This is a genomic window from Hymenobacter sediminicola, from assembly GCF_014250515.1.
In the GTDB taxonomy this organism is placed as follows: domain Bacteria; phylum Bacteroidota; class Bacteroidia; order Cytophagales; family Hymenobacteraceae; genus Hymenobacter; species Hymenobacter sediminicola.
Map to the genome: position 1 here is coordinate 415,846 of NZ_CP060202.1, position 12,419 is coordinate 428,264.

A 12,419-nucleotide genomic window follows, 5' to 3' on the forward strand; every position below is an offset into this window, starting at 1 on the left:
CTTCTACGTCAGAAAGACTTAGTACGAGGGGCCTTTATCGGTTTCTACCAGCTTTTCCTCGGCATCCGTGTACTGTTCAATAGGTGTGCAAGAGCAAATCAGGTTCCGGTCGCCATAGGCCGAGTCAATGCGCGACACGGCGGGCCAGAACTTGTAAGCGCGGGAATACTCGGTGGGGTACACCGCTTCCTCACGAGTGTAAGGGCGCGTCCAGTCGTGGGTTAGCACAGTGGCGGCAGTGTGTGGGGCATGCTTGAGCACGTTGTCCTTGGCATCGGCGCGGCCAGCTTCTACCTCCGCAATTTCCTTCCGGATGCTGATCATGGCCTCAATGAAGCGGTCCAGCTCTTCCTTGCTTTCCGATTCGGTGGGCTCAATCATCAGTGTGCCAGCCACTGGGAAGGACACCGTGGGCGCGTGGAAACCGTAGTCCATCAGGCGCTTGGCAATGTCTTCCACCTCGATGCCGGCCTTTTTGAAGTGGCGGCATTCCAGAATCATCTCGTGGGCGCAGCGGCCGTTCGAGCCGGTGTAAAGCACAGGGTAGTGCTCTTCCAAACGCGCCTTGATGTAGTTGGCGTTTAGGATGGCGATGCGCGTGGCCTGCGTCAGTCCTTCGCCGCCCATCATATTGATGTAGGCGTAAGAAATCGGCAGGATGCTGGCCGAGCCCCAGGGCGCCGACGTTACGGCACCGGCCGTGCGGCCGTCCGCGTCTACCAGCACGTGGCCCGATAGGTATGGAGCCAGATCAGCTACTACGCCGATGGGTCCGACGCCGGGTCCGCCGCCGCCGTGCGGGATGCAGAACGTTTTGTGCAGGTTCAGATGGCATACGTCGGCCCCGATGGTAGCGGGCGAGGTGAGGCCCACCTGGGCGTTCATGTTGGCGCCGTCCATGTACACGCGGCCGCCGTGCTGGTGAATGGTGGCGCAGATGTCGATGATGGTTTCCTCATACACGCCGTGCGTGCTTGGGTAGGTCACCATCAGGCAGCTCAGCTTGTCAGCGTACTGGGCCGCTTTAGCTTTGAGGTCGGCCACGTCGATGTTGCCTTCCTCGGTGCTTTTCACCACTACCACCGTCATGCCGGCCATAACGGCCGAGGCGGGGTTGGTGCCGTGGGCCGAAGCCGGAATCAGGGCCACGTTGCGGTGCTGGTCGCCGCGGGCATCGTGGTAGCCTTTGATGGCCAGCAGGCCGGCGTACTCGCCCTGTGCGCCCGAGTTGGGCTGCAACGATACAGCATCGAAACCCGTCACCTCGCACAGCCACTTCTCTAGGTCGTGGAAGATTTCGGTATAGCCGGCGGCCTGCTCACGCGGCGCAAACGGGTGCAAACCACCGATTTCCGGCCAGGTCACCGGAATCATCTCGGCGGTGGCGTTGAGCTTCATGGTGCACGAGCCGAGCGAAATCATGGAGTGAGCCAGGCTCAAATCCTTGTTTTCCAGCTGCTTCATGTAGCGCAGCATCTCGTGCTCGGAGTGGTGCGAGTTGAAGATGGGGTGCGTGAGGTACTCGCTCTTACGGATCAGGTTGTCGGTCCAGGTCACCTCCACCTCGTCGGCCTGAGCTACCTGGCGCACGTCGCGGCCCAGCACTTTGCTGAACACGGCCACAATGTCCTGCACGTCCTCAATTTCGGTGTTCTGGTTGAGCGAGATGCCTACGTGGGCCGTGCCGTCCTGCTCGAAGTAGCGGAAGTTGATGCCTGCCGACTCGGCTTCCTGACGGATGGCGGTCTGCAGCTCCTTGCTTTCTAGCTGGATATCGAGGGTGTCGAAGTAGAACTCGTTGCCTTGCTCCAGACCCAAGGCGTGCAACTCGGTGTCGAGGGTACGGGTGAGGGCGTGGACGTTCGAGGCGAACTGGCGGATGCGCTGCGGGCCGTGGTACACGGCGTACATGCCGGCCAGCACCGACAGCAGCACCTGGGCGGTGCAGATGTTGCTGGTGGCTTTTTCGCGGCGGATGTGCTGCTCGCGGGTTTGCAGCGCCATGCGGTAGGCCTTGTTGCCGGCCGCGTCGATGCTCTGGCCGATGATGCGACCGGGAATCACGCGCTTGAAAGCGTCTTTGGTGGCCAGGAAGCCGGCGTGCGGGCCGCCATAGCCCATCGGCACGCCGAAGCGCTGGGAGTTGCCTACCACGGCGTCGGCGCCCATCTCGCCGGGAGGCGTGAGCAGGGTCAGGGACAGCAAATCGGCCGCTACGGTCACGAACAGGTTGTTGTCGTGGGCTTTTGAGATGAAGTCGGTATAGTCGTACACGGCGCCGTCGGCGGCGGGGTACTGCAGCAGCGCGCCGAACAGGGTGTCGTCGGTGAGGTCTACAGTGCGGTGGTCACCTACTACCAGCTCAATGCCTAGGGGCGTGGCGCGGGTGCGCACCACGTCGATGGTCTGGGGCAGCACCTGCTCCGACACGAAGTAGCGGGTGGCGTTTTTCTTCTTGCTGAGCGAGTGGAACATGTGCAGCGTTTCGGCGGCGGCAGTTCCTTCGTCGAGCAGCGAGGCGTTGGCAATTTCCAGGCCCGTGAGGTCAATTACCATTGTCTGGTAGTTGATGAGGGCTTCGAGGCGGCCCTGGGCAATTTCGGCCTGGTAGGGCGTGTAGGCCGTGTACCAGCCCGGGTTTTCCAGAATGTTACGCTGAATGACGGCCGGCAGCTGGGTGTCGTGGTAGCCCAGGCCGATGTAGTTTTTGAACAGCTTATTCTTGCCGGCAATGCCTTTGAACTTCGCCAAAAAAGCCCGCTCCGTGAGGGCAGCGGGCAGGTTCAGCGGCTTTTTCAGGCGGATGGCGGCCGGCACGGTTTCGTCGATGAGCTGGTCAATCGACTCCACGCCGATTACGCGCAGCATCTCGGCTACGGCAGCTTCGTCGGGGCCGTTGTGACGGTCCACGAACACATCGGCGGGCTTGGTCTTCAGCAACATAAAAACAGGAGTGAGGGTGGCAACAAGTAGCTCCGGGAAAGAGCCCAGACAAAGGTAGCGCGAAAAGGCTTCACCCTTAAACCGATAAGTGGGCAAATGTTTCGCATCTGTCCTCCTGAACGCAGCAAAGGACCTTTTCACACGGGAACGGCACCGTTTCAGACGCAACCCCCGGCGTAACAAGGTGCTTCGCCCCGCTCAGCAGGACAAGGAGGACGCAGGATGGCTGAGGGACGCGGCAGTGACAGATCAACAATTTTCCGCAGATTTATCCCCCGAACTTCCCATTCCCCCCTCATGCGCCCTATTACTATTGGCCTGATCCGTGAAGGCAAAACCCCGCCCGACAAGCGTGTGCCACTCACGCCCAAGAAATGCACCGAAGCTGAAGCTCGCTTCCCCGGCCTCACCATCGTTGCGCAGGAAAGTCCCATCCGTTGCTTCTCCGACGACGAATACCGCGCTGCTGGCATTGACGTGCGCCCTGATGTAGCTGATTGCGACATTCTGATGGGCGTGAAAGAAGTGCCTGTAGCACAGCTCATTACCAACAAAACCTATCTGTTTTTCTCACACACCGTGAAAAAGCAGCCCGCCAACCGCGAGCTGTTGCGGCAGGTGCTAGCCAAGAATATCACCCTGATTGATTACGAGATGCTTACCAACGAAAACGGGGAGCGAATTGTGGCTTTCGGACGCTGGGCCGGCATTGTGGGAGCCTACAATGGACTACTCACCTATGGCCGCAAGCACGGACTGTACGAGCTGAAACCCGCCTACGAGTGCGTGGACATGGAGGACATGCAGGAAGAGTTCTTCAAAGTGAAAAAGCTGCCGTCCATCAAGATGGTGGTGACGGGCTCGGGCCGTGTGGCCCAGGGGGCAGTGGAGGTGCTGGATTTGATGGGTATCCGGCGCGTGAGCGTGTACGACTACCTCTACCTCGATTTCAACGAGCCGGTATACACCCAGCTCCGGAGCTCCGACTATAACCGCCGCCGCGACGGCCGGGTATGGGACACGCCCGATTTCCACCGCCACCCCGAGGAGTACGAAAGCACATTCCGCAACTTTCTGCCCGTTACCAATCTGCTCATTGCCTGCGCATACTGGCACCCGTCCGCTCCACGTCTGTTTGAGGAGGAAGACACGCGCCGCGCCCATTTCCGCATCGATACCATTGCCGATGTGACCTGCGACGTGGACGGCTCCATCCCAACCACCAAGCGCAGCAGTACCATTCAGGAGCCGGCCTTCGACTACAACCCCGCTACCGGCGAGTTAGAGCCAGCTTATTCCAGCGCTGGCAACATCACGGTGATGGCCGTAGACAATCTGCCTTGTGAACTGCCTCGCAATGCTTCTCGTGACTTTGGGCGGCAGCTCATTGACAACGTGCTACCTCATTTGGTGCATGAAGGCAGTGACGAGGTAGTGGAACGCGCCACCATTGCCCGCAACGGTCAGCTAACAGCGCGGTATCAGTACCTTGCCGACTATGTAGCGGAACAGGCGCTGCGGTAATTCCGAAGAAGCAGAAAGGCTGGCTATAATGGCCAGCCTTTCTGCTTTTCGGAACTGAAACCAATCAGATACGCAACACCGGGTAACGGGCCTGGACCAACATGTACAAACCGTAAGCCATTAATCCGACAGCTACAATACCCAGCACCGCCGGACCCATACTGGCGAGCAGGTCGAAGGCCTCGTCGGTGGTGCCTACCGCCGCCGCGCGCGACTGGCGGCCTGCCTGCACAAAGAAGTAGCCAATAATGCCCATTACAATGCCCCGCGCCGTGTAACCAATTTGACCGGTACGATACACCAGATTTTGCTGGTTTGCTGGCAGGTCGCTGGCGTTTACGTGCTTATGAAAGGAACCAGAGTAGGCTCTGTAAATCTGGTAAAGGCCACTGCCAATAATGATGACACCTGCTGCCATAATAATCCATTCGCCGGCCGGCCAGCTCAGTACTTTGGCCGTGAGGGTCTGTTGGCCATTGGAGCTGCCATCAGCAGAGCCACTCCAGGCTAGCTGGGCAGCATACCATGCTAAACTGGCGTAGAGCAGGCCACTGCCAGCGTAGCCCAGGCGTCGGCCAATGCCTTTGGCGTCGGAGCCCTTATCCTCCGTGTCTACTACGGCCTGCGTGAAGCGCCACACAATGTAGCCGAGCAGCCCAAATGCAACTAGACCCAAAAGCAGCGAGCCTCCCGGCAGGCTTTGCAAGGTCTGTACCGCTTGCTTTTTGTCGGCTGTCTGCCCTCCCTGTTGTCCGGTGGCGGCCAGAAGTGCCAGTAGCCCTAGCAGGACATAGACTATTCCTTTAGCTGCGAAACCGAAACGTGCCAGCGTCTTAAGACCGGAAGAAGGGGAGGAAGGAACAACCGAAAACAACTTTTCAGTAGCTGACATAGCGCCGAATGTAACGTGAAACATTCGGCGTTTACGCAGAATACGGCACAGTGGCTATGTTGTGAAATTTGCGGGCTAACGGCGAGCTGCTTGCGGCGCAGTGTGCCGGCCTAGTACACCCATGGGCAGCCAGGGACGGATACCTCTTTTTAGCAGCGGCCGATTGAGGGCAATGTTCAGGGTATATACCGGCTTGCCCTGAGCAATAGGATGAGCCAGCAGCTGGTCCAGATTGCCGCCTGGCTGCAGATAGGGAATAAAGAACTCATCGGCGAGGTCGGCGATGAGCAGATTGCGGATTTCGGCCGTCTCTGGCGTGATGGTACGAACCGTGGATTCAAAAGGCGAGAGAAACAATAACCGCCCTGCTTCTATTTCCGGGCCGTATTCCAGCCGTATATTAGCCTGTATACCCCGGCCCAGTGTGTATACAATAGGTTGCCGGGAGCCTTGCAACAGGTAGCGGAAAACAGTCTGCTCCAGCTTGGAGTGAAAACCTGATATAATGCAGCGCTGCATATAGCGCTGCTCTAAAGCCCATAGATACGTAAGGCGCTCTATTTCTGCTGGATACTCGCGTGAGCAGAAGAAAGCGGTTTTGCGTTGACGCAGTAACGCCAGATTACCTGACGAGCGAATTTCCTCCGGGTCGATTTGCATAAAACATAGGGAGGTTAAATTTTTTCAAATATAATAATTTATTTTAACCAATAATTAATATAAATATTCCTAATGGTGAAAATAGATCGAAAAAAGTAAAGGCCTCATCTACAATAGATAAGGCCTTTACTGTGGTTTAGGTTTCAACGGTACTAAAAAGTGCGCTGGAACCAGTTCTTAATATCATCGATGGTCTCGCCGGTCTTCTGCTGCAGGCGGCCATACCATTCGTCCTGTTTGCCTTCTTCGTAATGCATGTCGTCATCGGTCAGGTTGCTCCATTTCTGTTTGGCCTGCCCTTTGATTTCGTTCCAGTTTCCGCGAGCCCGCAGTTCGGTGCTGTCGTCGATGCCGTTGTTGTTAGCGTCCATGGGAATTGAGAAGTTAGGTGGTAAATAGATTCGGCTATACGCCCGCTTCCTGTTCAGGTTCAGCCATGCCCGAATTTTGCGCCTCCCCGGCGGTGGTCAGCTTTAGTCACATCCAGCGGGCGTGTTCCTTGGCTGAACACAGTTGGTTCCTGCAGCAAAACATGCGTCCTTTATTTCGGCATTGTGCAGACAGTAGTTTGCCACCTGATTTATCTACGTATCCTAGTTGCCAGCGCCTTCCATTATGGATGACCTTCGTACTACGTTAGCCACCTTTTCACCCGAAGACCGAAAGGAATTTGTCCGGTTTATTCAGCGGCAGAAGCGCAAGGCCAAAGGCCGCATGGATGTGCAGCTGTGCGAGTTGCTGCTGCATACACGCGAGTACACTACGCCGCAGCTACTCAGCAAACTGTATCCTGATGAGCCGAACCCAACGGCTTACTATGCGCTGCGCAAGCGTCTGTTGCGCCACATCACCGATTATCTGCTGCTCCGTCAGCACCAGCAAGACCCAACCACGGCCTCCTCAGTGCGGGGGCTACTGACGCTGGCGCAGTATCTGTTTGAAGCGGGAATACCCCGGCTGGCCTGGTCGATGCTGCACAAAGCCGAGAAGCTGGCCCGTACCAACGAGCAGTATGAACTACTGAACACCGTCTATAACCTACAGATAGCGCAGGCCGGCAGCGAATACGCCGACGAACTGGAGGACATCATCCGGCGGCGCCACCTCAACAAAAAGGCTGCCGATGAAGAAGAACGCGCCGGCATTGCCGACAGCCTTATTCGGCAGCGCCTGCGGCAGGCCCGCGTGAAAGGGCGCGCCGGTGAGGCCTTCGATGGTATTCTGCAGGATGTGCTGCGCGAGTATGATCTGCAGGAGGCATTTGCCCGCCGCCCGTCTGTGCTATACCGGCTTATGTCTATTGCGCGCAGTGCCATGCTCGTGCGCCGGGATTTTGTGTCGTTTGCGCCGTTTGTACAGCGCTGCTACCATATTATGGAAAAGCGCCACGGGTTCCAGCCTGCGCACCGGTACTACCAGCTGGGGCTATTGTATATGGTGGCACACGCGCAGTACCGTACCCGGCGTTTTCAGGAATCGGTGCAGTATCTGGGGCAGCTGCGGGCCGTGCTGGCCGAAACAGGCGCGCAAGGCTACCACAACGAGTGGCTGCCTCGCTACACGTTTCTGCTGGCCGCCAACTACGCCTTCCTGCGCCGCAACGCCGAGAGCATTCAGTTGCTGGAGCAAGTGCTGCGACAGACTAGTACCAGCCTCTCTACCCGCGACCTGCTCACAGCCCGCTTGGGGCTGGCGTTCCACTACTTTGCCGAAGGCCAGTTTCATAAAACTAATCAAACCCTTATCGGTATTGGCCGCTCCGACCACTGGTGCGAGCAGGAAATGGGGCTGGAATGGACACTAAACAAGAATATGGGCGAAATGCTGGTGCAGTTTGAGCTTGGCAACCCTGATCTGGCCCTGAACCGGCTGCGGGCCATCGAGCGGGTACTACGGGAGCGGTTCACAGCCGATGGCGGCGGCTACGCGGCTATTCTGGGCTATTTGGGACTAGTACGTGAAATCATGGACGACCCAGCAGCGGCGCAACGACCCGGCTTTGCGGAGCGGGTCCGGCAGCTACCGGCCTTTGCGCCGCTGGAGCAGGAAGATTTGCAGGCGTTGAGCTTCTACGGCTGGCTTCATGCCCGCATGAAAGGCCGCCCTTATTACGAAGTGCTTCTGGAACTGTCGGGCGGTGCGGCGGCGGTTGTGTAAGAAGCTGCGAGGCTTCTAATACAGCCTGTTTTGCTGGTTTTAGGCGAAATTTTCAACGTGTATGGCACCTGCCGCGTAGGGCAAGTTCTCTGTATTTCTGCCTTCTCTGATGAATTTGTTTCTGCGCAGCTTGCTCTATCTGCTGCTAGTTTTGCCTGCCACAGTCCTTGCGCAAACCAACGATGGGTTTATCCGGCGCGACGGCACTATGTACGTGCTTCGCAACGGCCAGCCGCGCCCGATGCCGCATGATGTGCACCTGCCCAACGGCCGTACTGTTACGCACGATGGGTTTGTGGTGGAGGCGGGTGGCCAGCGCACAGAACTGCGTGACGGCAGCGGTTGCGACCTTACCGGCAGCACTGCTACGGTTGCCACACAGGCTGGCCAGGTAGTGCTGGCGCCTGTAGCCGTTGGTACCGGGCCTGTGTTCGTGCAGGCCGCAGCGGGCAACAACCTAAGCCGCTGGGCCGGATGGCGCGGCAAAGGCCACTACAAAAAGCGCAAGCACAAAAAGCACGGAAAATAGAGCTGACCAAGCAGGTTGCGAGAAGCCCGGTTCAGTATGTTGTGGACTTTTTGTAAGCTGTTTCTAACGCCGCACCGGTGGCTACTTCACTTCGTCGGCATCGGTGTCGATGAAGAACGTGCGGCCCTGCTGCGTGACGCGGGCCCGACCATCCACAAAATCGGCAGCATTGCTGTACTGCTCGAAAGGCTCCGTGCCACTGGAAGGGTCCTGCAGGAAATCCTCGGTAATAAAGGTGTACTGTCCGTTCCGCTTCACGCGCGCCAAGCCATTTCGGAACGGATACGCTTCCTGAAAAATAACCGGGTTTTCCGGCTGTTCATTGGGGTTGGTAATGTAGAACCAGCCCCGGTGGTCGAGCACAGCCGCCTTCCCGGCACTGAACGGCTGCGCGTTGTAATAGTAAAAGCTGCTCTCCTGTCCGTCCTCGTTCAGAAACGTGTAGAGCTTTCCCACCCGGGCGCGGGCATAACCCTCCGCATAAGGCTGCAGCGCATCATAGGCAGGCGGCACCACTTCCTCGCCCTCCTCATTGATGAATCCGAAACTTCCTTGTTGCTCCACAATGGCGCGTCCATCTTCCTGAAAGCTCTCCGCTGCTGTGTAGCGGGCGGATACCAGCGTGTCGCCGTGGGCCGTGAGGTAGCCCCACTTTCCCTGCTCCTGAAACGGTACTGGTGGTCCTGCTGTGGCGGCCCGCACGGCCCACCATAGTAGGCCCGCCGCCAGTACACCGGCTCCCCCCATAGCAGCCCGGGCCCGATGACGCCGCCATTGCCGCAGGTAATGTTTGGCCTGCCGCCAATTTCTGGGTGTACCAGTTTGAGAGGCGTTGCCAGTGGCTGGCTGTTGCAACTGCAGCATAAGGGCTTCCAGCTGCCTGATGCGGCTATCCAGTGCTTGGTTCCGGTCCTCCAGATCGGTGCGAGATGCTTGCATAGCGGCTTCCAGTCGCTCTTTCTCCTGGTTTTCGGTGGCGAGGCGGGCCTGCAGGTTTTGAGCTTCGGGCGTAACGGGAGGTGCGGCAGCCAGTTGTTCCCGGAGTTGCGCAATACTTTGCTCCCGTTCTTTCTCCCGGGCCTCCAGGGCGCGAAGCTGTTCTCCAAGCTCGGCCTGCATGCTCGCTCGGATGCGTTCCAATTCCTCCTTCTGCTGCTGCGGAGCCGTGGCATAGGTGTCGGCGGGTAGCTGGTCGGGCTCGTCGTGGGCAATGTCCTCTGCCCCCAGCCAGCGCCAGAACCAGCCCGCCGCCCGCCGAATCTGGCTGGCTTCTTCGGAAGGAGCAGCCATTGCTGCTGAGGCAGGCTGAGAGGAGGCATAGGCTGCAGCCTGCGCGGTAAGCGGCCCATCGTCCGTACTGGTGTGTGCAGCCAGTAGCTCTTCCGCCAACTGCGCAATGTCAGTTGGGGTGAGGTCTATTTCTGGGGTGCTAAGCTGGCGCAATCGGCGGGTACAGCGCGCCGGGTCAGGCAACAGGTGGAAACTGCTGCTGGCTGGCACACTGCTCATCCTTTCTTCTACTTCAGGACCCAGCATCACAGGCTCTTCGAACAGTACCAGTCCCGCAATAAAATTCAGGTTGGCGGCTTCAGGAGGCAGTTGGGGGCGGAGCCAAGCGGCCAGAGCTTCCTTTTGCCGGCTGAACTGCTGAAAAAGATTGTCGGCTCCTCCGGAGCCAGTGAGCGGCTGGTTGCCGAGGCGCCAGGCACCGTACCCAAATTCAGGAATATGCAGCGGCCCGCCCCCGGCAACCAATAGTAGCAGCACAATGCTATGCGGCCGAATGAGTACCGCGTCGAGCGTTTCGCCACCCACCCCAGCAAGGGACAGGTTGCCTAGCAGCAAGGTGGCCGGAGCAGTGGCTTCTGCTTGCAGGGCGGCCTGGAGAGCATCAAACTGTTGCTGGCGAGTAGAGTCAGGAAAGGGAACGGGTTGGTAGGTGTGGAGCATAGTAGGGCAAGCGGTGGCACGGCCGCACAGGGGCGGCTGGCTGCCTTGTACGGGTAGGGGGGCGGCAGGATCACCCAACTTTTCCGCTACGGCCTAAGTATAGACAAACACTTTCTTCCGCTTACAACTTTCGCTCATGGACTCCACGGCCTCGACCCCTCAGACACCCCCGATTCCCACCATCCCGCTTGGTGTAACAGACCAGCAAAACACGGCACTGCTGGAAGATACCCTCAATCTGCTCAATGCAGGTATACCCAGTCAGGCCAGCGAGCATGGCTTGGCCGAAATTGAGCGGTGGCAGGAAGTGCTACGAGCATCAGAACGGACCGGCTTAGCCAAAATAATTCAGGAACTCGACACCCTGCGCGAGCAACTGGCTGCCTCCGATACTAAACCTCACGAACTTGCCGAAACGCTGGCTACGCTGGGCGCAGAAACCACAAAAGTAGCTGATGAGGTGCGGGACGACTATTCGGGGCCACTTACGCAACTAGGCAAAGTGCTCATCAAAATAGGGTCTTCGCTTTCCCGCTAACACAAAACGCTTTCCGCCTGCACCAAACAGTTCCGCCCGCCGATCAACTCTATAGAGTTAGCCGGCGGGCGGAACTGTTTGGTAATTGCATAATGATGAAGTGAATAGCAGAAGATGGATGCTAAGAAGGTAAAAGGTGTGAGTGCACAGGTTACTTTTGCCTGACTTCGCGGTTCACACATCTATGTCTAATTTCTCTTCTTCCTCTGCTCTGCCCGACCTCACGCTCTACGACCCGTTCGAGGGCATGCGTTTCGGGCCGCAGCACTGCTTCCTGTGCGGCACTTCCATCACGCCCGGCACAGATACTGTACCCGTCTTTGCTGAGTGGCTGATGTCGCGCTACCAGTTGCATGAGCGGCAGATCAAGCTGCTCGATATGCGCATAGTGGCATACAAAGATTTGCGCATTGCATGCTGCTCTAGCTGCCGTACGCTACATGTAGAGCCGCTGGAAGCGCAAGTGGAAGCTGCCGCTCAGCAGGGGCCACAAGGCATTCGGGCTTTGGAGGAGAAAACCTTGTTCCTGTGGCTGGGTAAAATGTTCTATGGCGTACTCGTCACAGAACTTCTCAACGAGCTCAACCCTTTGGCTCGCCCGCAGTACCCACTAGCTGAAAACGCGCAGATGCTACGCCGGTTTCAGGCCTTCTTTCAAACCTTCCAGGCTCTGCGGGTACCCATTGAGTTTGACGATTTTACACCGGCTTCTGTATTCATACTCGAAACTGATTCTGCTCAAGACGTAGTAGGCTTCGAGTACGACGACGACCTAACAACCTTGGTGTTCAGTATCAAACTAGGGGCAATAGTGCTGACTACCTGTCTGGTAGACAACGGAATTATCAGGCAGGCGATGCGCCGCGTGTACGAAGATGCCCAGCGCCCTCTGCACCCGGTTCAGGTGGCTGAGTTCAAAGCGCGGGTCTACTACGCCGCTTATCTACTGAATGTGGTACCCGACTATTATCCGCGCCCGGTTCACCCTGGCGACGACCATCTGGTATACGACTCAGTTATCGACGACGTAACCGGCGATATATTCAACCCGTGGGAGAATAGTGCTTATGGACAATCGTTGCTGGAAATGTGGAAGCGGTGGCAGATTCCGACGGAGGAAATCATGCGCGACCCACAACAGCCGATAAGCTTCCTCTATGACGAGCTGGGGCAGCCCCGGCAGGTAGAGCGTTATCCGGCGTAGTAGCGGGAAATAGGATAGTTAA

At 57.8% G+C, this 12,419-nt stretch carries 10 protein-coding genes; 5 read left to right on the top strand and 5 right to left on the bottom strand.

Features of this window, described 5'->3' with window-relative positions:
* Positions 1 to 18 precede the first annotated feature (18 nt).
* Positions 19 to 2,943 carry an aminomethyl-transferring glycine dehydrogenase gene (gene gcvP, locus H4317_RS01845; protein ID WP_185888499.1) on the bottom strand — a complete coding sequence of 975 codons (2,925 nt, stop codon included), beginning with the start codon at positions 2,941 to 2,943 and terminating at the stop codon, positions 19 to 21.
* A gap of 297 nt (positions 2,944 to 3,240) precedes the next feature.
* On the opposite strand from gcvP, the gene H4317_RS01850 reads away from it, so the two are divergent.
* Entirely contained in the window at positions 3,241 to 4,467 is a 1,227-nt protein-coding gene (locus tag H4317_RS01850) for an NAD(P)-dependent oxidoreductase (protein ID WP_185888500.1), read from the top strand.
* 64 nt (positions 4,468 to 4,531) lie between these two features.
* Here the strand turns inward: H4317_RS01850 and H4317_RS01855 are convergent, their stop codons facing one another.
* The 3 genes from H4317_RS01855 to H4317_RS01865 all read right to left on the bottom strand — a co-directional run bounded on the left by H4317_RS01855 (position 4,532) and on the right by H4317_RS01865 (position 6,390).
* Entirely contained in the window at positions 4,532 to 5,359 is an 828-nt protein-coding gene (locus tag H4317_RS01855; protein WP_185888501.1) for a DUF1206 domain-containing protein, read from the bottom strand.
* A 75-nt stretch (positions 5,360 to 5,434) separates the two neighbouring features.
* Positions 5,435 to 6,019 carry a DNA-binding protein gene (locus H4317_RS01860; RefSeq protein WP_185888502.1) on the bottom strand — a complete coding sequence of 195 codons (585 nt, stop codon included), beginning with the start codon at positions 6,017 to 6,019 and terminating at the stop codon, positions 5,435 to 5,437.
* 152 nt (positions 6,020 to 6,171) lie between these two features.
* Positions 6,172 to 6,390 (bottom strand): CsbD family protein, encoded by a 219-nt coding sequence (locus H4317_RS01865; RefSeq protein ID WP_185888503.1) that lies wholly within the window; start codon positions 6,388 to 6,390, stop codon positions 6,172 to 6,174.
* Between the two features lie 244 nt (positions 6,391 to 6,634).
* Between H4317_RS01865 and H4317_RS01870 the strand changes: the two genes are divergently transcribed.
* Together H4317_RS01870 and H4317_RS01875 are read left to right on the top strand one after the other, a co-directional pair.
* The gene (locus H4317_RS01870; RefSeq protein WP_185888504.1) at positions 6,635 to 8,176 is read left to right on the top strand and encodes a hypothetical protein; all 1,542 of its coding nucleotides are present in this window, start codon (positions 6,635 to 6,637) and stop codon (positions 8,174 to 8,176) included.
* A gap of 109 nt (positions 8,177 to 8,285) precedes the next feature.
* Entirely contained in the window at positions 8,286 to 8,705 is a 420-nt protein-coding gene (locus H4317_RS01875) for a DUF6799 domain-containing protein (RefSeq protein ID WP_185888505.1), read from the top strand.
* A gap of 81 nt (positions 8,706 to 8,786) precedes the next feature.
* On the opposite strand, the gene H4317_RS01880 is transcribed toward H4317_RS01875, so the two are convergent.
* The gene (locus H4317_RS01880) at positions 8,787 to 10,655 is read right to left on the bottom strand and encodes a WG repeat-containing protein (RefSeq protein ID WP_185888506.1); all 1,869 of its coding nucleotides are present in this window, start codon (positions 10,653 to 10,655) and stop codon (positions 8,787 to 8,789) included.
* A 136-nt stretch (positions 10,656 to 10,791) separates the two neighbouring features.
* Between H4317_RS01880 and H4317_RS01885 the strand changes: the two genes are divergently transcribed.
* Together H4317_RS01885 and H4317_RS01890 are read left to right on the top strand one after the other, a co-directional pair.
* Positions 10,792 to 11,193 (top strand): hypothetical protein, encoded by a 402-nt coding sequence (locus H4317_RS01885; protein WP_185888507.1) that lies wholly within the window; start codon positions 10,792 to 10,794, stop codon positions 11,191 to 11,193.
* Positions 11,194 to 11,377: 184 nt separating this feature from the next.
* Positions 11,378 to 12,397, top strand: a complete 1,020-nt coding sequence (locus tag H4317_RS01890; protein ID WP_185888508.1) for a hypothetical protein — start codon at positions 11,378 to 11,380, stop codon at positions 12,395 to 12,397.
* Positions 12,398 to 12,419: the final 22 nt, after the last annotated feature.

Bases quoted from the DNA above. Each gene is read 5' to 3' on its own strand.
- gcvP (WP_185888499.1), bottom strand. From the start codon at position 2,943: ATGTTGCTGAAGACCAAGCCCGCCGATGTGTTCGTGGACCGTCACAAC.
- H4317_RS01850 (WP_185888500.1), top strand. From the start codon at position 3,241: ATGCGCCCTATTACTATTGGCCTGATCCGTGAAGGCAAAACCCCGCCC.
- H4317_RS01855 (WP_185888501.1), bottom strand. From the start codon at position 5,359: ATGTCAGCTACTGAAAAGTTGTTTTCGGTTGTTCCTTCCTCCCCTTCT.
- H4317_RS01860 (WP_185888502.1), bottom strand. From the start codon at position 6,019: ATGCAAATCGACCCGGAGGAAATTCGCTCGTCAGGTAATCTGGCGTTA.
- H4317_RS01865 (WP_185888503.1), bottom strand. From the start codon at position 6,390: ATGGACGCTAACAACAACGGCATCGACGACAGCACCGAACTGCGGGCT.
- H4317_RS01870 (WP_185888504.1), top strand. From the start codon at position 6,635: ATGGATGACCTTCGTACTACGTTAGCCACCTTTTCACCCGAAGACCGA.
- H4317_RS01875 (WP_185888505.1), top strand. From the start codon at position 8,286: ATGAATTTGTTTCTGCGCAGCTTGCTCTATCTGCTGCTAGTTTTGCCT.
- H4317_RS01880 (WP_185888506.1), bottom strand. From the start codon at position 10,655: ATGCTCCACACCTACCAACCCGTTCCCTTTCCTGACTCTACTCGCCAG.
- H4317_RS01885 (WP_185888507.1), top strand. From the start codon at position 10,792: ATGGACTCCACGGCCTCGACCCCTCAGACACCCCCGATTCCCACCATC.
- H4317_RS01890 (WP_185888508.1), top strand. From the start codon at position 11,378: ATGTCTAATTTCTCTTCTTCCTCTGCTCTGCCCGACCTCACGCTCTAC.